The organism is Neolewinella aurantiaca, from assembly GCF_008014675.1.
Lineage (GTDB): Bacteria > Bacteroidota > Bacteroidia > Chitinophagales > Saprospiraceae > Neolewinella > Neolewinella aurantiaca.
On record NZ_VOXD01000018.1, the window covers coordinates 107,987 to 130,798 of the forward strand.

Annotated in this window: 23 protein-coding genes; 11 read left to right on the plus strand and 12 right to left on the minus strand. The window is 52.5% G+C overall.

All coding sequences use genetic code 11. The features are described from left to right. Nucleotides 1-6 precede the first annotated feature (6 nt). Together FUA23_RS12830 and FUA23_RS12835 are read right to left on the minus strand one after the other, a co-directional pair. Nucleotides 7-1,173, minus strand: a complete 1,167-nt coding sequence (locus FUA23_RS12830; RefSeq protein ID WP_147931143.1) for a PQQ-dependent sugar dehydrogenase — start codon at nucleotides 1,171-1,173, stop codon at nucleotides 7-9. A gap of 151 nt (nucleotides 1,174-1,324) precedes the next feature. Next, nucleotides 1,325-2,425, minus strand: coding sequence for a ligand-binding sensor domain-containing protein (locus tag FUA23_RS12835; protein ID WP_187271008.1), 1,101 nt, complete (start codon nucleotides 2,423-2,425; stop codon nucleotides 1,325-1,327). 274 nt (nucleotides 2,426-2,699) lie between these two features. Between FUA23_RS12835 and FUA23_RS12840 the strand changes: the two genes are divergently transcribed. The 6 genes from FUA23_RS12840 to FUA23_RS12865 all read left to right on the plus strand — a co-directional run bounded on the left by FUA23_RS12840 (nucleotide 2,700) and on the right by FUA23_RS12865 (nucleotide 10,804). Further along, nucleotides 2,700-3,122, plus strand: a complete 423-nt coding sequence (locus FUA23_RS12840; protein WP_147931145.1) for a DUF983 domain-containing protein — start codon at nucleotides 2,700-2,702, stop codon at nucleotides 3,120-3,122. Nucleotides 3,123-3,330: 208 nt separating this feature from the next. After that, on the plus strand, nucleotides 3,331-6,822 hold the full coding sequence (locus FUA23_RS12845) for a reprolysin-like metallopeptidase (protein WP_147931146.1): 3,492 nt from the start codon (nucleotides 3,331-3,333) through the stop codon (nucleotides 6,820-6,822). Nucleotides 6,823-6,872: 50 nt separating this feature from the next. Beyond that, nucleotides 6,873-7,280, plus strand: coding sequence for a translation initiation factor (locus FUA23_RS22755; protein ID WP_246144192.1), 408 nt, complete (start codon nucleotides 6,873-6,875; stop codon nucleotides 7,278-7,280). A 120-nt stretch (nucleotides 7,281-7,400) separates the two neighbouring features. Beyond that, nucleotides 7,401-8,396, plus strand: a complete 996-nt coding sequence (locus tag FUA23_RS12855) for a TerC family protein (RefSeq protein ID WP_147931147.1) — start codon at nucleotides 7,401-7,403, stop codon at nucleotides 8,394-8,396. Between the two features lie 62 nt (nucleotides 8,397-8,458). Beyond that, entirely contained in the window at nucleotides 8,459-10,135 is a 1,677-nt protein-coding gene (locus FUA23_RS12860) for a DUF885 domain-containing protein (RefSeq protein ID WP_187271009.1), read from the plus strand. Nucleotides 10,136-10,432: 297 nt separating this feature from the next. Beyond that, nucleotides 10,433-10,804: a four helix bundle protein gene (locus FUA23_RS12865; RefSeq protein WP_147931167.1), complete on the plus strand. Its 372-nt coding sequence runs from the start codon at nucleotides 10,433-10,435 to the stop codon at nucleotides 10,802-10,804. A 143-nt stretch (nucleotides 10,805-10,947) separates the two neighbouring features. Here FUA23_RS12865 and FUA23_RS12870 read toward each other — a convergent pair whose 3' ends face one another. Further along, on the minus strand, nucleotides 10,948-12,054 hold the full coding sequence (locus FUA23_RS12870; protein ID WP_147931149.1) for a TRAP transporter substrate-binding protein: 1,107 nt from the start codon (nucleotides 12,052-12,054) through the stop codon (nucleotides 10,948-10,950). 640 nt (nucleotides 12,055-12,694) lie between these two features. Between FUA23_RS12870 and FUA23_RS22305 the strand changes: the two genes are divergently transcribed. The 4 genes from FUA23_RS22305 to FUA23_RS12890 all read left to right on the plus strand — a co-directional run bounded on the left by FUA23_RS22305 (nucleotide 12,695) and on the right by FUA23_RS12890 (nucleotide 16,360). Then, the gene (locus FUA23_RS22305) at nucleotides 12,695-13,150 is read left to right on the plus strand and encodes a ferritin-like domain-containing protein (protein ID WP_187271010.1); all 456 of its coding nucleotides are present in this window, start codon (nucleotides 12,695-12,697) and stop codon (nucleotides 13,148-13,150) included. Nucleotides 13,151-13,287: 137 nt separating this feature from the next. Continuing rightward, the gene (purU, locus tag FUA23_RS12880) at nucleotides 13,288-14,145 is read left to right on the plus strand and encodes a formyltetrahydrofolate deformylase (RefSeq protein ID WP_147931151.1); all 858 of its coding nucleotides are present in this window, start codon (nucleotides 13,288-13,290) and stop codon (nucleotides 14,143-14,145) included. A 37-nt stretch (nucleotides 14,146-14,182) separates the two neighbouring features. Then, on the plus strand, nucleotides 14,183-14,830 hold the full coding sequence (locus FUA23_RS12885) for an ABC transporter ATP-binding protein (protein ID WP_147931152.1): 648 nt from the start codon (nucleotides 14,183-14,185) through the stop codon (nucleotides 14,828-14,830). 105 nt (nucleotides 14,831-14,935) lie between these two features. Beyond that, nucleotides 14,936-16,360 carry a DUF389 domain-containing protein gene (locus FUA23_RS12890; protein ID WP_147931153.1) on the plus strand — a complete coding sequence of 475 codons (1,425 nt, stop codon included), beginning with the start codon at nucleotides 14,936-14,938 and terminating at the stop codon, nucleotides 16,358-16,360. Nucleotides 16,361-16,498: 138 nt separating this feature from the next. Here FUA23_RS12890 and FUA23_RS12895 read toward each other — a convergent pair whose 3' ends face one another. The 9 genes from FUA23_RS12895 to map form a co-directional block, all read right to left on the minus strand. Further along, nucleotides 16,499-16,942: an Hsp20/alpha crystallin family protein gene (locus FUA23_RS12895; protein ID WP_147931154.1), complete on the minus strand. Its 444-nt coding sequence runs from the start codon at nucleotides 16,940-16,942 to the stop codon at nucleotides 16,499-16,501. Between the two features lie 320 nt (nucleotides 16,943-17,262). Next, the gene (gene rplQ / locus FUA23_RS12900) at nucleotides 17,263-17,742 is read right to left on the minus strand and encodes a 50S ribosomal protein L17 (protein WP_147931155.1); all 480 of its coding nucleotides are present in this window, start codon (nucleotides 17,740-17,742) and stop codon (nucleotides 17,263-17,265) included. A 199-nt stretch (nucleotides 17,743-17,941) separates the two neighbouring features. Next, the gene (locus FUA23_RS12905) at nucleotides 17,942-18,946 is read right to left on the minus strand and encodes a DNA-directed RNA polymerase subunit alpha (RefSeq protein ID WP_147931156.1); all 1,005 of its coding nucleotides are present in this window, start codon (nucleotides 18,944-18,946) and stop codon (nucleotides 17,942-17,944) included. 221 nt (nucleotides 18,947-19,167) lie between these two features. After that, nucleotides 19,168-19,782: a 30S ribosomal protein S4 gene (gene rpsD, locus FUA23_RS12910; protein ID WP_147931157.1), complete on the minus strand. Its 615-nt coding sequence runs from the start codon at nucleotides 19,780-19,782 to the stop codon at nucleotides 19,168-19,170. Between the two features lie 83 nt (nucleotides 19,783-19,865). Continuing rightward, nucleotides 19,866-20,264, minus strand: coding sequence for a 30S ribosomal protein S11 (gene rpsK / locus FUA23_RS12915; RefSeq protein ID WP_147931158.1), 399 nt, complete (start codon nucleotides 20,262-20,264; stop codon nucleotides 19,866-19,868). Next, the gene (gene rpsM, locus FUA23_RS12920) at nucleotides 20,264-20,641 is read right to left on the minus strand and encodes a 30S ribosomal protein S13 (RefSeq protein WP_147931159.1); all 378 of its coding nucleotides are present in this window, start codon (nucleotides 20,639-20,641) and stop codon (nucleotides 20,264-20,266) included. Before rpsM ends, rpsK begins: the two co-directional genes overlap by 1 nt. A gap of 15 nt (nucleotides 20,642-20,656) precedes the next feature. Continuing rightward, a complete protein-coding gene (gene rpmJ, locus FUA23_RS12925; RefSeq protein WP_071596776.1) occupies nucleotides 20,657-20,773 on the minus strand; it encodes a 50S ribosomal protein L36 in 117 nt (38 codons plus the stop codon). 49 nt (nucleotides 20,774-20,822) lie between these two features. Next, nucleotides 20,823-21,041, minus strand: coding sequence for a translation initiation factor IF-1 (infA, locus tag FUA23_RS12930; RefSeq protein WP_020569089.1), 219 nt, complete (start codon nucleotides 21,039-21,041; stop codon nucleotides 20,823-20,825). Between the two features lie 238 nt (nucleotides 21,042-21,279). Then, on the minus strand, nucleotides 21,280-22,155 hold the full coding sequence (map, locus tag FUA23_RS12935) for a type I methionyl aminopeptidase (protein ID WP_187271011.1): 876 nt from the start codon (nucleotides 22,153-22,155) through the stop codon (nucleotides 21,280-21,282). A gap of 482 nt (nucleotides 22,156-22,637) precedes the next feature. On the opposite strand from map, the gene FUA23_RS23150 reads away from it, so the two are divergent. Beyond that, on the plus strand, nucleotides 22,638-22,812 hold a 175-nt coding region (locus FUA23_RS23150; RefSeq protein WP_147931160.1), incomplete at its 3' end, for a transposase.

Sequence of the window (22,812 nt, forward strand, 5' to 3'; positions counted from 1 at the left end):
ACTATTTTATTCGACCTCTAAGCGGACGATGCCTTCCCCTTCGACGGAGGCGTAGATGTAACCGTCCGGGCCCATCCGGACGTCGCGAACGCGGCCCATGTTGTTGATGAGTTTCTGCTCACCTACAACCTCCTTGCCGTCGAGTTGAACGTGCTGGAGGCGCATGAATTTCAGGCTACCAACCACCAGGTCACCTTCCCAACCAGGATACTTATCGCCGGTGATGAAAGCCATACCGCTCGGCGCGATGCTTGGCACCCAGTAGTGCAGCGGCTGCTCCATGCCGGCTTTGCCCGTCAGTTCTGTGAATTGAGTGCCGCTGTAATTGATGCCATAGCTGATTACGGGCCAGCCGTAGTTTTTGCCGCCTTCGATGATGTTGATTTCGTCGCCGCCACGGGGGCCGTGCTCCGTTTCCCAGATCTCACCGGTTTCCGGGTGGATGGTCAGGCTTTGCGGATTACGATGCCCGTAGGAGAAGATTGCCTTTTTAGCGTTCGCGTAGTCGACGAACGGGTTGTCCTCGGGGATTGATCCGTCGGCAGCGATGCGGTAGACCTTTCCGTGGTCGCGGGTGCTGTCCTGCGGATTGTTATCGCGGTCACCGCGATCACCGATGGTGAAGTAGAGGTGGCCATCCTTTGGTCCCCAGGCCATACGGCTTCCGTAGTGGTAGGGCTTATCGGTCCGTGGTCCGGCTTCGTAGAGTACTTCGAAATTTTCGAGGCTGGTTTCGTCGTCGGCCAGGCGGCCACGGCCAACGGCCGTGCTGGCGTTTTCCTGATCGTCGGGCATACTCCAGGTGAGGTACACCATCCGGTCGGTGGCAAAATCGTTGCTGAGGATAACATCCAGCAAACCTCCCTGGCCGACATTCTTGACGGGGGGGATGCCTTCGGTGATTTCGGTGCTCTGTCCTTCTTTATCTATGAGCAGCAATTTTCCGGACTTATCGGTGGCGATCATCCGTCCGTCGGGCAGGAACCGGAAGCCCCACAGGATGTCTTCGTACTCGAAGGCGATTACCGGATTGATTGCAGCGGGCGTCAGAGCCATGTGGCCTTCGGCCGCAGCGGCTGCCCGCTCCGGAGCGGGTGTGGAAGTAGACGTTGTTTCTGTAGAAGCATCACAGGCCGTCAGGGCCAGCAGGCAGAAAAATACTAGGTAGCGCATATTAATGGATGGATTGTACTGGAGGATACGCTGATTTTCCGGTTTGGTTCGCTCCGGGGCGTTTAAAAAAAGGCGCGATCGCGGGTGCGGAGATGGTTTTTAAAAAACCGGCTCTGCTTCCTGCAATGCTTGTCTCTGCTCCCGGCCCGGCTCACTCTCCTTCCCGGAACCAATCAAATTCCTCGCCGTCGTAGCGGCCAACTCCGTTAAGACTGCCCAGCCAGATGCCACCATCTTTATCTTCGGTAATGCCAAAAAACATATCTCTGCGCTGAAGGATAACGGCGGGTTTTACCGGGTCACCGTCCAAACCGTTAGCGTCGTAGCGCGACAATCTCCATTCATCAGGTTTACCGGGCGCAGCAGAGCTGGTCCAGATATTACCCTGTGTGTCTTCGTAAATGTAGCCGATAAACTCTGTAGCAAACTGCGTCAGTTCACCGTCGGTACGGTAGCGCCACAAACCACCGTTGCCACCAAACCACACATTCCCTTTTTTGTCCTCGATTACGCTGCGGGTGTTGTAGAACGCTTCACCGTTTTGATCTGATGTTGTTCTATTCTTCTCATCATTTACGCGAACGATACTAAATGTCAGTCCGTCGTATACGCATAGTGCCCCGCTGGAAGCGATCCAGAATTTCCCGGAGCGGTCTTCGAGGATGGAATTGGCAGCGTTATCGGGCAGTCCGTCTTTTGTAGAAATTGTCCGGTAAGAACTTCCGTTATAGATGCTGATACCGCCTACGGTACCGATCCATATTTTTCCGCTGCGGTCCTGATAGAGACAAAGCTGTTTGTCGTGGGCCAGGCCGTCTTCGGTAGTGATGTTGGTAAAGGCCGTACCGTCGTAGCGGTAACCACCGGCACCAATGGTGCCGAACCAGAGCTTCCCGTCGCGGTCTTCCATTGCTGAGAAAACGTGGTAGCGCCTCAGCCTGTCCTTATTGGTGAAATTGGTGAACGAGGTTCCGTCGTAGCGGATGATACCTTCCCAGGTTGCGAGCCATACGTCTCCGTTGCGATCCTGGATGATGTTTCGGGTAATGCTTTTGGGGCCAAACTCCGAAGAGACCGAAGCAGTAGGGCTGAAGTAAGGGTCGAAATCTGCGGGCTTTGTCGTCTTCGGCTTTACTTCGTTTGAGATTACGGGAGGAGACATCTCCGATTGACCGTTACAGGCAGCAAGGGCAAACATTACCAGCAGTAAAAGGCCAGCCGGAACCAGTAGTTGAATGAAACTCTTGATCATGAAGGGGAAGATTTGTTTTCGGTCCTCAATAAACGCCCGCGCTTTGTTTTGGAATGTAAAAGCTTGTAAAACCGGAAAGACGCCCCCTCCCCGCCGGAGGAGCATCTTTCAAAAACCTGTTATTGCACCTGCGTCCCCGCCTTATTGAACAGAAATGGCATGCCGCACAAAATCTCTTCTTCGCCAGACGGTAATAAACGCCTTTTTCCAAATCTTTACTACTGTTTGAAGGTTTACCAGATGTTTACTCCAAACAGAATTTAAAGACGATTCAATGCCATCATTACTGGGATCTATTTTTGGGATGACTTGCCCCAAGTGCCGCCGGGGCGACCTGTTCCCCACCAGCTCCTTTGGTTTCGATAAACCATTCATGCAGTACGAGCACTGCCCCGAATGTGGCAACAGCTACTTTCCCGAACCCGGTTTCTATTACGGAGCAATGTTCATTTCTTATATCGGATCTGCCTTCTTCAGCATGGGGTTCGTGATGCTTCTGCATTGGGTTTTCGGGTGGTCTACCCTGGCCTCTTTTCTTGCCTTACTCGTAGTTGCTGGCCTCTTCTTTGTCTGGTGGTTCCGGTTTTCACGTTCAGTATATTTTCACCTTGTATCGAAATACCACCCCGAGGTCACCAAGGCTGTCGATGCCGGAGAACTACACGTTCCAACACCCGAAGCAACCAGTAGAAACTGATTTACAGACCGGTGCAAAGTTAGGGTGACAACTTTAAGGCTTTTTCGTCTACTTTTACGTCAGAAACTTCTGTAATAAGCTCATCCCCCGCCCGTTGCAACCCGCAAACAGTACCAGCAGGAGCATGGACAACCGGGGCTCTCCGGATATCGAATATTACTAAAGCCAGTTGCGGCAAATTCAACGACTACTTGAACAGCACAATTATATGCGTTACTTTTTATGCGCTCTGACCGTTTGGGCCATTGCGCTTTCACTGAACGGACAAGCCTGGGCGGACACAGATATTTACGACGTAAGAGGCAAACATCAGCTCACCCCCAAAACTGCCCGTGGCCTCATTGCAGACACAGAAGCGCTCCGCAGCGCCCTCAAGGCGGCGCCCCACGAAACCAATTCTACCGCCGAGAGCAGCCCCGCCATCCTTCTGCTCCCCTCTCCCGACGGCGAAACCTCCTCGTTCCGCATCGTAACCTACGACGCCGTCGGAGACCCGGATCGCTACCCCGACATCCGTACCTGGTACGGGATCAATACCGATGACTTCAGCCAAACTATTTTTCTGGACTGGACCAAGCAAGGTTTTCATGCATCCGTTCGTGGTGGCAAGAACCCACCCTGGTACATCGACCCCGTAATTTCCGGCGACCTTACGCTCTACCAGGCTTATTTCCGCAAAGACCTGACGGACAACACACCCTCCTTTGGTTGTTCCACCAAGACGGACGAAGCTCCCGGCCTGCTGGACAACCAGACCGGCAAAAGCGCAGGCGACTGCGTACTGCGGCAGTACCGCGTTGCCATTACCGCAACGCCCCAGTACAGCAATTACCACGGTGCGTTTACGGGAATTCAGTCGGGGCTTATTCAGTCCGCCATCGTAACAACCGTTAACCGGATCAACCAGATTTACACCCAGGAGCTGAGCATCAGGCTGCAACTGATTGCAGAAAACGACAAGTTGTACTTCTACGACGAAGCTACTTCGCCCTTCAGTTCCAACCTCGTTGCCGACCTGGTGAATGAGAACATTGCGGTTCAGGAAGACCGTATTCCGCTCGCAGACTTCGACCTTGGCCATGTTTACACCAAAGGCATCAACAACGGGCGCGCCTTCCCGCGCGCCAGCTGCGTTGACGCACTAAAGTCAGGTGGTGCCACCAGTCGGGTCGACCCCATAGGAGACCCCTTCACTATCGATTACGTCGCCCACGAGATGGGCCATCAGTTCGGGGCTTTCCATACCCAAAACAACCTCTGCAATTACAGTGCAGACTCCGGTATGGAACCAGGCAGTGGTAGCACGATCATGGGTTACGCCGGTATTTGCTTCCCGAACGTTCAGCTGGCCAGCGATGACTACTTCCACGGCCGCAGTATCGAGGAGATTACGAACTTCACCGAAAACCCCTTTACCGGGGGCATCTGCGCCGAAGAGATTGACAACAGCCTGTTCAACCCTCAGGTGGGTAGCGTCCCCGACCGGACGATCCCGCAGGGAACGCCATTTAGACTGACGGGGCAGGCCAGCGGTGCAGGACGGATTTCCTACAACTGGGAGCAATACGACCCTGAACTCGGAACAATGCCTCCCCAGGCAGACAACAAAGAAGGTCCCCTCTTCCGGAGCTTTCCGCCATCTGCCGATCCGCACCGCTATTTCCCCGTGTTCTCCGCCGTACTGAACAACACAGACCCCGAGTGGGAAACACTACCGGAGGTAGGCCGCGAAATGAACTTCCGCCTGACCGTTAACCACTCCACCGCAGCCTACGGCTGCGCGGGCGAGGAGGATGTAAAAATCACCGTAGATGATGACTTCGGTCCCTTCGTAGTGTCTGACCCCGCCGATACAAATCAGTGGAGCATCGGCCAGATCGCTCAGATACAATGGGAAGTTGCAGGCACCGATTCTCCGGTTTTCACCTCTCCAAAGGTCGACGTCTTGATCTCTACCGACAACGGGCAGACATTCATCCCCCTGGCGCCCGGCCTCCCGAACAACGGCCTTGCTGAAGTAAGGGTTCCGCAAACAGAGACCGACAGCGCCCGCATCATGGTGCGCAGTTCAGGCAACTACTTCTATAATGTCAGCCCTCAACCTTTCCGGATCATCGACTCTGTTGGTCCTCCGTCTCTCTCCATCGCGCCGGTTAGCCCGGCAGCAATAGGAGATTGTTTCTCGGCGACCGATGAGGTTACGTTCGATTTTCTGCTTACCGGTGCCGGAGGGGCGACAGACTCATTGGAAATGACCGTTACCGGCCTTCCGGAGGAGCTGACAGCGAGCTTTCACCCCACCACCCCACGGCCCGGAGGCCGGGTCCGGCTAACTGTTTCGGGAATGAGCGACCAATCGCTGGGCGTTTACGAAGGGCTTGTTTCCGGGGTGAGCGCCGACGGAACAGTGAGCCAGGTCATCTCTATTACCAAATATTCAGGTGAACCCGACAGGGGCCCCGAACTGAACGGGCCTTCGGGGCTACTCCCCGACATCCGGCCGACCCTCCGGGTACGGAGCAGCATGACCGACCTTTACCAATTTCAGGTATCCGAACAGTCGGATTTCAGTACCTTACTCTACGATGAATCGACCGACCAGCCCTTTTTCACGCTGCCGGCATACCTTTCTCCGGACAGCCGGTATTTTTGGCGGGCGCGGACGCGGGATGCAAACGGAGGTTGCGGAATATCAAAATGGACCTCATCGGAATTCATCACCGGCGATTGCCCCGTCTTTTCTACCGCCAGCTCACCGGCAACTATTTCCACCGGGCCACCGATTCAGTCGGTAGAGATGACGCTGGACATCAGCCGGTTCGGAGAAATCACCGACCTGGACCTCGTAATGCTCGACCTCGAGCACTCCTACCTCAACGACGTGGAGGTAGACCTGGAGAGCCCCTCCGGGGTTATCGTCCCCATCTTCGACCGCAGTTGCGGCGGTAACGACGACATTCTGCTCAACTTCGACGATGAGGCCGGGGCCGCCGAACTCTTTTGTCCGCCGGTAGCACCCGACGCTTTTGTCCGGCCTCCTTCCACTCCCCTCGCTGCTTACGACGGCGACCAGCTGAGAGGAAGCTGGACGCTCCACGTCCGGGACCGTGCCAATCAGGATGGAGGCCAGCTCAATGGCTTCAGCATCAAGGCTTGTCTGTTTCAGGAAGCCCTGCCCGTTACGTGGCTTTCGTTTACCGCCACCGGCCGCAAAGCAGACATTTTGCTCGAATGGTCCACAGAATCAGAGACAGCGAACGACGGTTTCTACCTCGAGCGTGCACCTGCTGCCGAGCCCACGAACTGGGAAGAGATCGGCTTTGTGGGAGCAGGCAATGATTACTCCTTCGTGGACATTACCGCCCTCCCCGGTACAGATTATTACTTCCGGCTTCGCCAGACTGATCAGGATGGCCGCGTGAGCTACAGCGAAATCCGTTCTGCCCGGATCGGGCAGGCTGCTACCGACGGCCTTCACCTGTTCCCAAACCCTACTGCCGACCGCGTTCGTTACCGCTGGACGACACCTGAAGGACTACGCTCCGACCGGTTGTATTCGCTGACCGACAGCCAGGGCAGGCTCTTGCAGGAAGGCCAATTGCACGCTTCCGGCGGTTCGCTCAGTATCAGTACCCTACCCGCCGGGGTCTACTTCCTACGGGTGACGGGGCTGAAAGCAATGCGGGTCGTACGCCTTTAGCTTCGTGTTTCCTTAAGCCCTATTTTTGCCCAACCAAACCACCCGCTAAAATGGCCAAGAAGAAAAAGCAGTCTTACTCGACCGGTAATGCACCGGACCCCGACAATCCGTTCGCAGCGCTGGCTGGCCTTGGGGCCAGCCTCCCTCCACCGCCCGACAACCTTCCGGAACCGGAAGAGGACGAAGAACACGGACTGAGCAAAGCCGAAAAAGCCAGCATGTCGTTGCGCATCCACCTCGACCGCAAGAACAGAAGAGGAAACGAGGCAACCATCATCACGGGATTTACCGGACCGGAAGACGAAATGAAAGCGCTCGGAAAACTACTGAAAACCAAATGTGGCGTTGGTGGCTCCGCTAAAGGAGAAGAAATCATCGTGCAGGGCAACAAGCGCGATAAGGTATTGGAAATACTGCTGAGCGAAGGATATAAAGGAGCCAGGAAAGCAGGGGGGTAATCCGTTACTCTACCGCCTTTCGGGCCCGCGAGCGCCTACATCCTTTAAAGCTTAGCAGGTTCACCGCACCTATGGGAGAAAAAACCGTTACACCAGAATACTACTGACTAACTTGCTCTCATGCTTCTAACCTGGATCGGCTTTTTCGTCTTCGTGGCGTTGCTACTCTTCCTCGACCTTTTTGTCCTGAACAAAAAGGACCACGTTCCCCGTACCCGGGAGGCATTGCTGTGGACCGCGATGTGGACCACCATTGGTTTGGGTTTCAGTGGTTTCATTTACCTCGCCTACCAAAACGGATGGGTCGATTCGAACCTGGAACCCAAGCAAGCTGTGATCACTTACCTGACCGGATACCTGGTAGAGCTCAGCCTGAGCATGGACAATGTGTTTGTGATTGCCCTCATTTTCGCGTACTTCAAAGTGCCGGCGATCTACCAACACCGCGTTTTATTCTGGGGCATCATGGGCGCCGTTTTCTTCCGGTTGGCGATGATTCTGGCGGGAGTCTACCTGCTGGAGAAGTTCGACTGGATGTTTTACGTTTTCGGACTATTACTCCTGTACAGTGCCGTGAAGATGCTGGGAGAATCGGCCGACATTCACCCCTCAGACAACCCGATCATCAAGTTTGTGAAAAGGATGATCCCCGTAACGGACGATTACCACGGGCACGACTTTTTCGTACATATCGATGGCAAGCGGGCGGCTACCCCACTCTTCATCGCGCTCATCATTGTGGAGACGACCGACGTGATTTTCGCGGTAGACTCCATCCCCGCCATTCTGGGCATAACGACAGACTCCTTTCTGGTTTTCAGTTCAAACATCCTGGCTATACTGGGTCTGCGGTCGCTTTACTTTGTCCTTAGTTCGATGATTGACAAGTTCGAATACCTGAAGTACAGCCTGGCGCTGATTCTGGCTTTCGTAGGGGTAAAAATGCTGCTGCATGAAGTTTGGCACCCCGAAGACTGGCTTTCGCTGGTGGTTATTTTCGGTCTGCTCGCTGCCGGGATACTGATCTCATTAACCCGCCCTGCACCTGCGCCCGCGCCCAAAGACCCAATAAAGAACCCGATGATCGACGAAGTACCCGAAGATCGCCAAATCTAAAGCAGCCCTGAAGATTTTTTTTGCCCAGGAAAGGATTCGACGCAAAGATGCTATTTTGCACCATGCAACGTATCCTGATTCCCCTCCTCTTACTGGCTCCGACTTTCTTCCTCTTTGCTCAGTCAGACTCGATACTTCTGGTAAAAGCAATGGAAGAATTTGCCGACTGGAACCCGCAGAGCAATGGCTTGATGTGGTCGGCAACCGATGCGAATTCCGCCTCTGCTGAAGTTAAAGAACTACGTGCGCTAAGAGACAGAATCCCTCCTGAAACAGCTCTCTCCCCGAGCAGTCGCCTGAACCGGAACATTCTGCTCCACATTCTCGACGACGAGATTTTCCGAAGGGAATTCGGGGCGTATCAGTTTCCGCTGGATGCCGAAGGGGGCTTTCTGGCGGGCATCGTTTACCGCGTGATCGGGCAACGGGTAAGAGGAAAGGAATCGCTGGAACGCTACACCAAACTGATCGAACAGGTCAGCCCCTGGTTCGATCGCCAAATTGCCTCCATGCGCGCGGGCCTGGCCGCGGGCAAAACCGATCCCCGCCTCGTGGTGGAAAATTGTATCGCCCAGATCGACCGGCAACTCGCTACTCCGGTCGACGAGAGTATCTTTTTGCAACCCGTTCGCAACGATGCGGCGCACACGCAGGTGCTGAGCAAGTTGGTGGAGCAAAGTACTTACCCCGCATACCGTCGCCTCCGGAAATTCCTTGCCGAAGACTACCTGCCCAACCTTCGCGCCGGCATCGGTATATCAGAAATCACCGATGGAAAAGCGTTCTACCGCCAACGCGTCCGCTTTTTCACTACCGATGATGTGACTCCGGAGGAAGTCTTTGCCACCGGACAGGCCGAGGTCGCCCGCATCCGGGCCGAAATGGAAGCCATCATCACCAAAACCGGCTTCGAAGGCTCCTTCGCCGATTTCTTACAGTTCCTTCGTACCGATGAGCAGTTCTACCCCAAGAGCGCCGAAGAACTCCTGAGCCGTGCCGCCTGGATCACGAAACGAATGGAAGGCAAACTTCCCCAATACTTTAATCATCTGCCACGGATGCCCCTCACGGTCAGCCCGGTCCCCTCTGCGCTCGCCCCCAATTACACTACCGGCCGGTACAGCCCGGGGAGCTACCGGAGCCGTAAAGCGGGAGCGTTCTGGGTAAACACTTACAACCTCCCCAGTCGGCCCTACTATGTTTTGCCAGCTCTTGCCCTCCACGAGGGCGTGCCCGGTCATCACACCCAGATGATGCTCGCCGCAGAGATGGAAGACGTGCCCGCTTTTCGTCAAAACCTCTACCTCTCCGCCTTCGGCGAAGGTTGGGCGCTCTACTGCGAGTACCTGGGTAAGGAAGCAGGGATGTACGAAACAGACTACGAGGAGTTTGGCCGCCTCGTCTACGAAATGTGGCGTGCCTGCCGCCTGGTCGTAGATCCCGGAATGCACTACTTTGGTTGGAGCCGCGATGAAGCAGTAGACTTTCTTACCTCCAACACCGCTCTTTCCCTCCACGAAGTCAATACCGAGATCGACCGTTACATCGGCTGGCCCGGACAGGCTGTGTCCTACAAAATGGGGGAACTGAAAATCCGGGAGCTGCGCAAAATGGCGGAGGCCGAGTTGGGAGAAAAATTCGACCTGCCATCTTTTCACGACCTGGTCCTCAGCAACGGAGCAGTTACGATGCAGGGGCTGGAAGGTTTGGTGCGGGAATGGATTGAGGGTAGGAATTAGGGAACTAGGAACTAGGGAACTAGGAATTAGGGAACTAGGGAACTAGGGAACTAGGAATTAGGGAACTAGGAAACTAGGAACTAGGGAATTGAGGGGGGGGTAACGGAGACATTACAACTTCTACAACCTCAACAAAAAAACGACATAAACACCTAACCATCAATATTTTATACCCTAAAAAAGAGACTGTAAAGTCGTTTATAAACGCATATATACGTTAGTATTCGTTTAAATGACGACTAAATGGATTCCTTTATCGGATGTTTGCGTAACACCAATACATTCACCATGCATTCGATGAATAGCTTCACAGACTGGCTGGCTTTTTCAAAAGGAGAGGACTTAGCCCATGATGTTTTCTTACTGAGTAAGCACTTTCCTAAAGAGGAAACATACAGTCTGTCGAGCCAAATCCGAAGATCAACACGATCTGTATGTAGTAACCTTGCCGAGAGTCATGCAAAAAGACGTTACCCCAAACACTTTTACGCCAAATTAACCGATGCCTTAGGAGAGAACAATGAAACACTAGTCTGGCTAAGGTTCGCACGACGATGTAAGTATATTGACAATAAACAATACCGGCAATTCGAGGCGAAAAACGCAGAAGTCGGTAAACTGCTGAACTACATGATTACCAACCCCAAAAAATTTGGCCTCCACCAGTAAAGCCTGGTTCTCCAGCTCCTAGTTCCCTAGTTTCTAGTTCCCTAGTTTCCAGTTTCTAGTTCCCTAGTTTCTAACTCCTAGCTCCCTAGTTTCTAGTTCGCTAGTTTCTAGTTCCCTAGCTTCCAGTTCCTAGCTCCTTCCCGCTACATCATTTCGCCGTAGAAGACCGACTCCGTCATGGTTGCCCACGGTACAGCTTTCCGCCGAAACTCCTGAATGGAAGCGTAGACTTTTTCAGCAAAGGGGTCCGAGGCGGCGTATTCCCCGATAACTTCATCGGCCGCGATGCGGGCGGCGTCGATCAGTTCCTTTGGGAAGTTGGCTATTGTAACTCCGTCGGTGGCTTCTATCTTTTCCAGGTACTCCGCGTTTTTTGCTTCGAGTTCCGAGAGCGTGAACATGTTGATGTAATGCGTAGCTACTTCGAATATCCGCTGGAGGTCTTCCGGTAGTTCTTCGTACTTCTCTTTATTCACGAAAAACTCGAAATTGGTGCCCGGCTCATGCCAGCCGGGCGAGTAGTAATACTTTGCGATTTCATGGAATCCCATCACATAATCGTGGTAAGGCCCAACCCACTCCGTTGCGTCAATGATGCCACGCTCGAGACCGGTATACAACTCACCGGCGGGAAGCAACACCGGTGTGCCGCCCAGGCGCTCCAGCACCCGGCCGCCCAGGCCGGGCATCCGCATCTTCAGTCCTTTAAAGTCTTCTACAGAATCGATCCGCCGGTTGAACCAGCCGCCCATCTGAACGCCGGTGTTACCACCGGCGAACGGAACGAGGTTGTAACCTGCGTAGAGTTCCCGCCACAGCTCCATCCCACCGCCACTGAGCAACCAAGCGTTCATTTGCTGTGCGTTAAAACCAAAGGGGAAACCAGCAAAAAACTGAGCCGCAGGTGCTTTTCCTGCCCAGTAGTAAGGGCATCCGCTGCCAATTTCAGCAGCGCCCTGACGGACAGCATCGAACGCTTGTAAAGGCGGTACAAGTTCACCGCCGCCGTAAACGGTGATATTCAATCGTCCGCCAGACATAGTACGGCACATATCCGCCAGCATCTGGCAGCCCTCCCCCAGCACAGGGAAGCCGGGAGGCCATGTAGTTACCATTTTCCAGTTATAGACCTGGCCGCTCACCGTAGCGGCTCCCGTCTGAGCGTGGCCTTTGCCACCGATTAAACGAAGGAAAAGCGGCAGACCGATGGTACCGGCCGCAAGAGACTTAAAAAAGGTAGAACGTTGCATGACGCTGAGCTTGTGAAGAGGGCGACTAACCTGGTTGGCGCCCTGTGAAGATGTGCAATCTACGGATTTTCGTGGCACTGTTTACAGTCCACTTAGGCGTCCATATCTCTACGAAAACAAATCTTTCCGGGGCGGGCACGCAGGTGCCAGGTACGTTTCAAAGGAGGATGTCGTGCTCCGTATACACCAGTTGAGCGGACTATATCCGACAAACCCGGTGGCGTATACCATACTACTCTACATTTTTGATTTTCCACCTCTCCCCTTTCCTCTCCAACAAGCTTCGCCTAAGGCTCAGCGGAGAGGGAGCCAAAAATGTAGAGTAGTGTGGGCGTATACCTGAAAGTAGCTTGGGTATAATCAACGGGTGCAAACCAGATTGTCGCGATTGCTCCTCCCCAGCGCAGCGGTGTGGGGAGGCAGGGAGGGGATCGAGCGACAATCTGATTTGCGCCCAATCAACGTCAGTATTTTGTTACGCTCAATGAATACGCCACCTTATAAAAAATATTATTTTTTTTCATTAAAAACCGAACGTAGAATATTAGCCCTGCGTTTTATTACCAAAGAAACCGCGGTTATTAACCCGCTGAACTTCAAAGCATTAGTAAACAGGCACATCGCCAAAAATTCAGATAAAATGAGTACCTCAAGTAATCAAATCAAAACACTTAATCACCTTATCACCACCCTGTATGATGGCGAGAACGGATATAAAGAAGCGGCTGAAGAAGTAGAAAGCCCTACCCTGTCCACCCGCTTCCGTCAGTTGGCGCAACAGCGCTACGATTTCGGTCACGAGATCAAGCCTTACATCAAGTCGCTCGGAGGCGAAGTGGATAAAGGTGGCAGTGTAAGCGCTAATCTCCACCGCGTCTGGATGGACCTCAAAAGTGCCGTTAGCGGTAATGATGAAGCTGCCATCCTCAACGAATGTATCCGCGGAGAAGAGAGCGCCGTCAAAGCCTACGCCGAAGCTCTGGAGGGCGACACGCTCACCGGCCCGGTCCGTGAAACGGTATCTAACCAGATGACGAAGATTTCTTCTACGCTGGCCGACATTCGCAGAATGGCCGATTCTTTCGAGAAAGTATAATCGCCAGTATCCCTAAGGATTTAAGAATTTGCCCCTCGTGCTCTGCGCGAGGGGCTTTTTGTTTGGGAGAAGTCCGGGGTAACAAAGGAAGAGTGCCTAAAAGCCTATCTTCGCCTTCCTAAAATTATCTCTTTCCCGTGTCCCAAAGTGCTATTCTCCTCATCCATTGTCCGGACCAGCCCGGCCTGGTCGCCCTCGTCACCGAATTCGTTCATAAAAACCGGGGAAATATTCTGGATCTCGACCAACACGTGGATCAGGACCTAAACCATTTTTTCATGCGCATCGAATGGGACCTGACCAACTTCGTAATCCCACGGGAAAAAATAAACGATTACTTCGAAACCCTGATCGGGGCTGCTTACGACATGAAATGGTCGCTCAAGTTCACCGACAGAAAGCCCCGGATCGCGCTTTTTGTAAGCAAGGCAAGCCACTGCCTTTACGACATCCTGCAGCGCCATGGTACCGGAGAATTCGACTGTGAAATCCCCGCCATCATCTCTAACCACGAACAACTCCGTTACATTGCCGAGCGGTTTGAGATTCCCTTTTACCACATCCCGATCACCAAAGAAACAAAAGCAGCGCAGGAAGCCAAAACCAAAGAGCTGCTCGAAGATTTCGACGTTGACTTTATAGTCCTTGCCCGGTACATGCAGATCTTATCAGATGACTTCTGCACTCATTTCAGTCATCGGATCATCAACATCCATCATTCTTTCCTGCCGGCATTTAAAGGTGCCCGACCGTATCATAGTGCCTTCACCCGTGGCGTTAAACTCATCGGAGCTACCAGCCACTACGTTACCGCCGACCTTGACGAAGGCCCTATCATCGCTCAGGATGTAGCCAGAGTAAGCCACCGCGACGGCATCAACGACCTCAAGCGGATTGGTAAGGATGTAGAAAAGCGCGTGCTCAGCCGCGCGATTTACCTCCAGCTCAAGCACCGTGTACTACCCTTCGGTAACCGGACCGTAATCTTCAACTAATCCGGACCATCCGGTGTCACTATCCAACAGACCAAACATGATCTCTGCAAAAAACATCACAAAATCCTACGGTAGCCTGCAGGTACTCCGAGGCGTAGACCTACAGGTAGGGAAGGGAGAAATTGTAAGTATCGTCGGAAAGTCAGGTGCAGGCAAGAGTACCCTGCTCCACATTCTCGGCACGCTGGACCGGCCTGATGGCGGAAGCCTCAGCATTGGCGGGCAAGATGTATTTGGGCTCAACGACCGGCAACTCGCTGCTTTCCGCAATAAAGAAATCGGCTTCGTCTTCCAGTTCCACCACCTCTTACCTGAATTCACCGCGCTTGAAAACGTATGTATTCCGGCATACATCGCTAAGACGGATCCTGGCGCAGCCCAAGAGAAAGCCATGGAATTGCTTGACTACCTCGGTCTTGCCGACCGTGCTCAGCATAAGCCCAATCAAATGAGCGGTGGTGAACAGCAACGCGTGGCTGTAGCCCGTGCGCTCATCAACTCGCCTGCCGTCGTCTTCGCCGACGAACCTACCGGCAATCTCGACTCCGGCAGCTCAGATGAACTCCACAAGCTCCTCTTTCAACTTCGCGACGACTTCGGCCAGTCTTTCATCATCGTTACCCACAACGAAGAGCTTGCCCGCATCAGCGACCGCAGGCTGGAAATGGTAGACGGGCTTTTATAAGCCCGCTCCTGTTTTTTGTCGTTTGCTTCATCCCGAGCAATTTTCTCTGAAGGGAAATGATTGTTACACCGCAAGACTATCGGCCCGCCTTACTATCTTGCCCCCATGTTATCAGAAGCAGATAAAACAGGCAGTACCGAAGTGACGCCTGGCCAGAGCATCAGCAAATGGTTTAAGGATTTCATGGACCTTCGCGAAGGCAGCGATCGGGCAGGTGCCACTGAATCAATATCGAACGGTAAACTCATGCGTGGCTCCAACGCCTGGATGCTTGTTTGCTCGATCATGATCGCCAGTCTCGGACTTAACCTCAACTCCGGAGCAGTAATCATCGGCGCGATGCTCATCTCCCCCCTGATGAATCCCATCCTGGGGGTAGGGCTCGCCATTGCAACCAACGATCGGGAAATGTTGTGGCAGTCACTCAAAAATTTTGGAATAGCGATAGCTATTGCTCTGATTACCAGCATTGTCTACTTCGCACTCACGCCCATAGACATCTTCACGGAAGAAATGCAGGCCCGGACAGAACCAACCATCCTTGATGCCCTGGTAGCCGTTTTTGGTGGCCTGGCCGGTATTATTTCCGTGACCCGGCTAGACAAGACGAACGCCATTCCCGGTGTAGCCATCGCAACCGCTTTGATGCCTCCGCTCTGCGTCGCCGGCTACGGAATAGTACTTGCTTTCTCCGACCCTGCTCAGGGTTTATCGGTATTTTGGAGAGCAGGTTACCTCTTCTTCCTCAACTCTTTCTTCATCGCAGTAATGGCGTATCTCATCATCCGCCTGCTGCGCTTCCCTTACCGGAAATACGTCAATGCAGAGGATAAGCGCCGAAGTAAGGTCATAATCGGGCTCATTAGTGTACTTATGATTTTACCCGGAGCGTACGTTTTGAAGGGTGTTATCGCCGATTTACGTATGGACCGTTCCGCCCGCGAGTTTACCCTGAAGTACTTCCCCAGTAGCAAATCAACCTATCTGTTCAACCGCGAAACGCCCGAACAGCCCCTCCTCATTTTCCCCCTGAAAGACCGATTGCTTGATCGGGACAGCTTAGAGTACTACTCTAACCTGTTGCGTAACCCACCCTACAACCTGCAGGGAGCCCGGATCGTCACCGACACCAGCTTCACGGCATCACAAATGGCGGGCATTCAGAGTAAGCTCAATACGATGGACAATCAGTCTACCCGGCTCAACGCAGTAGAACAACGGCTCGGATTCGTTATCGCACGGCAGGAACAATTACGGGAGGAGGTAAGTAATAAGCTTAGTGATTCGCTGCGGTACCAAGAACTGACCACCCGCCTGAAACTGGCCTTCCCCAGCGTAGAATCCGTCTTTGTCGCAGAGAGAGGGCAGCGGGATTCTACCGCCACAATCCCCCTGGTAGCCCTGCGCCGTAGCCTCTCCGGGCGCAGGCCGCCCGCATCAGTTGCCGCTGCAGAGCGCGAAAGAATGGACAAATACCTCCGCAGCGAATTGGCCGCAGACTCTATCGTTTTGGTCATAGAAGACCTCTAGCAGAAACTCCTGTACCGGGCAAAAAAAAACGCGGAAGTACCAACTGGTACTTCCACGCTTTATTAATGCCGATATAGTGCAACTACTCTGTTCAGGTCAACAACCATACACAGAAAGGCATATAAATCAATCTGATCCTTACGCAACTGCAATCTGGCGGGGAGCCTTAGGCAGTGCTTCTTCACGCTTAGGCAGTGCCAGGCGCAGTACTCCGTCTACGTAAGACGCGTCGATGGCATCAACATCGATGACTTTGTCATCAAGCTGGAAGCGACGGGTGAAGTCTACCAAACGGAATTCACGACGGCGAAAATCAGGCGTAGAGGCTTCTTTGTCCTCAGAAGCAGGATCAGGAGTTGGGGTTGTATAAGTGATCTCCAGTGTGCCCTCATTGAACGCTACATTGAAGTTCTCCTTAGCACGACCGGGAGCCAAAACCTCAAGCTCGAAAGCATTATCGGTTTCAACGATGTTTACGGCCGGACGATGGGCAGTACCAAACTGATTGGCTTTGGTAGCATGATCATCGAAAAAGCGGAAAAAGTTCGAAGGCATTGGGCGGTTATAAGTGGTAAGTTTCATGGTTGGACTTATTTAAGGTTAGCGTCCGTAATTATTTGCGGACGGTCTATTTAAAGCAAACCGTAAGCCAAACCGAAAAAAGCTCCAAAAAGACTGACAAAATTTCACCCGCAACACAAAAAAGGACGACAATTTGTCGCTACACCCATTTTCGGCGGGCACGCAGGTGCAGGGTAAGTTTGAGGAGTGAGTTAAGTATATGCAGGAATGCCCGTACTCATCTAACTGTCGTTGCACCTGCGGTCGCGCCCAAAACGCAGAAACCCGAAAGCGCCAACTGGCACTTCCGGGTTTCGGTAGATTCGTATGTGGGAGGAAGACTACTCTTCCTCAGTAGCCGGAGCTTCCGGAGTGGTAGCAGCAGCTTTAGAAGAACCACCACCACGGCGGCTACGACGGGTCTTACCGCTTTTCTTACCTGCAGCACCTTTGGTGTACACATCGTTGAAGTCAACGAATTCGATCATTGCAGTTTCAGCACCATCACCAAGGCGGAAGCCGGTCTTGATGATACGCAGATAACCACCGGGGCGGTCACCAACCTTAGCTGCAACGTTACCGAAGAGCTCGGTTGTTGCTTCTTTGTTCTGGAGGTAGCTGAAAACGACACGACGGTTGTGCATGTCGTTGGTTTTAGCCTTAGTGATCAGCGGCTCAGCGAAAACGCGGAGTGCTTTGGCTTTTGCCAGGGTCGTGTTGATACGCTTGTGCGTGATCAGAGCGATGACCATGTTGCGAAGCGTAGCTTTGCGGTGGGCGCTTTTACGACCCAGGTGGTTGAATTTCTTACCGTGACGCATGTCTCAGTGGTTTTGCCGGCAACACATCTTCGCTTACTTACGCAGATCGGGCATCTGCTGGCTTGCGACCGTTATTACCGTTTTGAATTTAATATTGTCCGGGTTTCGGACAGCCCTTTTATCGAGTCAGAAATCTTGAAGTCTGGAGTCTGGGACCAAATACGACCCCTGACTCCAAACTCCCTTATTTCAGGTTCTTTTATTCTTCGTCCAGCTTGTACTTGCTGAGGTCCATACCGAAGGTAAGCCCTTTCTCGACGAGCAGCTCTTCGATTTCCACGAGAGACTTCTTACCGAAGTTGCGGAACTTGAGCAGTTCGTGCGTATCGTAACGGACCAGTTCGCCAAGGCTGTTGATCTTAGCTGCTTTGAGACAGTTGTAAGCACGTACAGAAAGGTCGAGATCTTCGAGACTCGTTTTGAGGAGCTTGCGCATGTGCAGGATATGCTCGTCAACGATGGTTTCCTCGCGGGCACCATGGTTTTCAAACACAATTGCTTCGTTGGTGATGAGCACGAGGTGCTGGATCACGATGTTAGCAGCTTCACGAACTGCTTCTTCCGGGTGAATGGTACCGTCGGTCTTAATATCGAGAACGAGGTTTTCGTAGTCGGTACGCTGACCAACACGGGTGCTTTCAACGCGGTAAGCAACGTTCTTGATGGGGGTGTAGATAGCATCTACGGGAATCACACCGATAGGGGCGTTCTTCGGCAGGTTGTCATCAGCGGGCACGTAACCGTGTCCTTTAGTAACAGTGAGCTCTACTTCGAGGTTGACGAAAGGCTCCATAGTACAGAGAAGAAGTTCCGGGTTCATGATCTTGAACACGTTGGTGTGCTCATCGATGTCTCCGGCAGTAAAGCTCTCCTTGCCACTAATGGTCAGGAAGATCTTTTCTTCCGCTTCTTCGTTATCGCTCTGGATAACCTTCTTCAGCCGAACCTGCTTAAGGTTGAGGATGATTTCTACAACATCCTCGGTTACACCGCGGATGGTAGAGAACTCGTGATCAACACCAGCAATGCGGACAGCGGAGATAGCGTAACCTTCGAGGCTGCTAAGCAAAACGCGGCGCAGGGAGTTACCGATGGTCTGGCCAAAACCGGGTTCCAGGGGCTTGAATTCGAAAGTGCCCTGGAAGTCGTCCGACTTTTGCATCGTGATTTTGTCCGGCGTCTGGAAGTTCAGAATACTGCTCATATAGAATTTTGATTCTCTGGAGTGATTTGTCATCAATTAGCGTGGAAAACACTTCGATGCAAACACCTGGATATTAAAATTAGTTTGCCCCAGCGGGCCCGGAGGCCGGCTGGGGACGGGATGGCGGTCGTAAGAGGGGGGGGGAAGTGACGCACCACCCAGGGGGGCTCTTTCTCCCGACTGGTCCATACGGGCAGACGGGAGAAAGAGTGAGGATCACTTTACTTAGAGTAAAGTTCTACGATCAACTGGGTGTTGATCTTCTCGGGGATTGCATCACGCTCCGGGTAAGCGAGGAAGGTTCCTTCCATCTTCTCAGAATCGAATGACAACCAGCCGTAGTTGCGTACTTCGCTCTTACCGGAAACGGTATCACGGATTACGTCAAGGCCCTGAGATTTGTTCCGTACAGAAACAACATCACCTGCACGAAGCTGGGTAGATGGTACGTTGTTCAGACGGCCGTTCACCATGATGTGACGGTGAGACACGAGCTGACGGGCGGCGCGGCGCGTTGGAGCGAGGCCCAGGCGGAAAACGACGTTATCAAGACGTGCTTCGAGCAGCTGAAGCAGAACTTCACCCGTGATACCACGGCTGGAAGCTGCTTTTTTGAACAGGTTCAAGAACTGACGCTCAAGAACACCGTAAGTGAACTTAGCAATCTGCTTTTGAGTGAGCTGCAGTTTGTAGTCGGAAGGTTGGCGGCGCTTACCACGGGTGTTACCGTGCTGTCCGGGCTTGTACTTCTTCTTTTCGAAGGCACGGCTGTAACCGAAGATCGGTTCGCCGAGTGCGCGGGCTTTTTTCGCCTTAGGACCAGTATATCTAGCCATAGTGACTTGGAGTCTTTAGCTCTCCATCATCCTAAAACTGAGGGGCGGACGAGCGGGAGAATTAATATTATTAGGAGGAAGTATTAAACGCGACGACGCTTTGGAGGGCGACAGCCGTTGTGGGGCATCGGAGTGACGTCCTTGATTTTGCTGACACGAATGCCAGCTCCATCGAGAGCACGGATGGCAGCCTCACGACCAGCACCAGGACCCTTTACGTACACCTCAACAACGCGGAGGCCGAGTTCGTAAGCTTCACGAGCAGCGTTGCCGGAAGCAACCTGAGCAGCGTAAGGCGTAGATTTTTTAGAACCACGGAATTTTTCCTTACCAGCGGTTCCCCAGCTGATAACATCACCTTTCTTATTGGTGATGGTGATGATGATGTTGTTGAAGGAAGCCTGGATGTATGCCAGACCTTCGTTCTCCACCTTGACGTTGCGTTTCTTGGCCGCACGGCCACCTGCTGGTCTTTTAGCCATTACTTAGTTGCTTTTTTCTTGTTCGCTACTGTCTTACGCTTACCCTTACGAGTACGGGCATTGGTCTGCGTGCGCTGTCCGCGCAGTGGCAGGCCCTTACGGTGACGAAGACCACGGAAGCAGCCAATGTCCATAAGACGCTTGATATTCATTTGGATTTCTGTACGAAGATCACCTTCCACCTTGTACTCATTCGTGATGAGGTTAGAGATGGTACGGATGTTCTCGTCCGACCAGTCCATAACTTTAGTGTTGTGGTCTACGCCAGCCGCGTCCAGAATTTCCGCTGCGCGGGTCGCACCTACGCCAAAGACGTACGTAAGACTAATGATACCGCGTTTGTTCCGCGGAAGATCTACACCTGCAATTCGTGCCATAATTTACTGCTTAGCTTAGCCCTGCCGTTGCTTGAACTTGGGGTTCTTCTTATTAATAACGTACACTTTGCCCTTGCGGCGAACGATCTTACAATCGACGGAACGTTTTTTGACGGATGGTCTAACTTTCATAACTGAAAAGTTTAATTTGTTGCTCAAAGACAAGCCTTAAACAACCTCTTTATTTATAGCGGTAGGTAATGCGCCCACGACTCAGGTCGTACGGGCTCATCTCAACGGCTACTTTGTCTCCAGGGAGGATTTTGATGTAGTGCATCCGCATCTTTCCGGAGATTGTAGCTTTGATTTCATGGTCGTTTTCCAGCCGTACGCGGAACATTGCGTTTGATAAGGCTTCTTCGATCACGCCATCCTGCTTAATGAGGTTTTTTTTGGACATGTTTTTAATTTCGGAGGGCAAAGGTAGCATTTTATTTCTACCCACCCAAATGTTTGTGAAAATTGTTTCACTTAGTAAAGGTTTGAGAGGCACAAGTGGTTGAGTCGGAGCCAATTGATTGGCACGTAAGCGAGTTCTCACGTTGATCACCCTTTACTACTTCGACCACTTATTTCACATCGCTCTTTCGCCATAAAGCTGCTGCGGACATTACTTACCTTCCTTCTGTTCACTTAGTTTAACCAGTCACAACGGGCTGGTACCTTGCGACCAGTTCTTCGTCCAGATTATCTACGTACTTAAGGTTGGGGTTATTCCGGATGGCTGCTTCGATGGGACGGTGGTCGCTCATGAGGTCAGCGGGAGCGCCGCCTTTGGTGATGGCAAGGGAGTGTTCGTAATGAGCGGCGGGTTTGCCGTCGCGAGTAACGATCGTCCAGCCATCTTCACGGGATTGAACATCTTTACGCCCCTGGGTTGTCATTGGCTCAATGGCAATGATCAGGCCTTCCTTGAGGATGGGCCCACGGCCACGCTTACCAAAGTTAGGCACATCGGGTGCTTCGTGGAGACTACGACCAAGGCCGTGACCAACGAGTTCGCGAACGACACCGTAGCCGCCAACCTTTTCGGTGTAACGCTGAATAGCGAAGCTGATGTCCCCCACCCTCTTTCCGGCACGCGCTGCATCTATCCCTAAGTACAAAGAGTGCTTAGTGTGGCGACAGAGCTCCATTACGTCTTCGGCTACATCGCCCACACAAAAGGTGTAAGCAGCATCGCCGTAAAATTCATTGACGATGGTTCCGCAGTCGATGCTCAGGATGTCACCATCCTGAAAAACCTGGTTCTCGTCCGGAAGGCCGTGAACGACTTCCTCGTTGCGGCTCACCAGCAGCGTCGACGGGCAACCGTAGAGGCCTTTGAAGCCAGGCACGGCGCCGTGGTCGCGGATGTACTCCTCGGCGAAGGCATCAATTTCCTTGCCCGTAAGGCCAGGCTTGAGCATCTTCCCAACCTCCGTCAGGGTTTCGGTGACCAGGAGGCACGCGACGCGGCTGCGTTCGATTTCCTCCGGGGTCTTGTAAATCATCTTGCGGTCCTTTCTGCCCATGCTGCTTTTTGTTCCGTTTTGTAACGCTTGGTTACGGTCGTAGTTCTAAGGGGCGGCAAAGATATGGAATCGTGGGGGGAGTCGGGCAGTCAGTGTCAACCAGTCACCACGAAGCAGCCGCGAAGCAAAATACGCCGCTGCTACCCCGTGACTGTTTGACTATTTGACTGCCTGACTGTTTGACTATTCTGGGCGCTGGCGCGGGTGCAAGGGAAGTCGTTTTAAAAAGCAAAGACCGCCACCTAATCCCTTTGAGGCGAGTATAACCTTCCCCACTTTTGTATAACTTTATTGAGCAATAAAATCGCAAAACCAAGCTCGGCGTTTAAACATTAATTTAATTGAAAGTAAATTTATGATTTGAACTCAGTGCGCATTCCTTTTCTTCATGTAATTTAAATGTTAGAACTTGTTGGGGAATTTCGTGAGCGACCAAAAGTGGTTGTTAGCCTGTTTTAAAAAGTGATCAAACAAACTAAAACATGCAAAGGCGATACACCCCGCTGACTAACAACCAATGGAAAGTTATAAAACAATTTCTGAACTGGAAGAGAAAACGCAAACTAAACTTACGAGTAGTATTTAATGCCATTCTCTATGTTACCCGAACCGGAGTTCAATGGCGTAATTTATCACAGACTAGATTTCCCGCTTGGG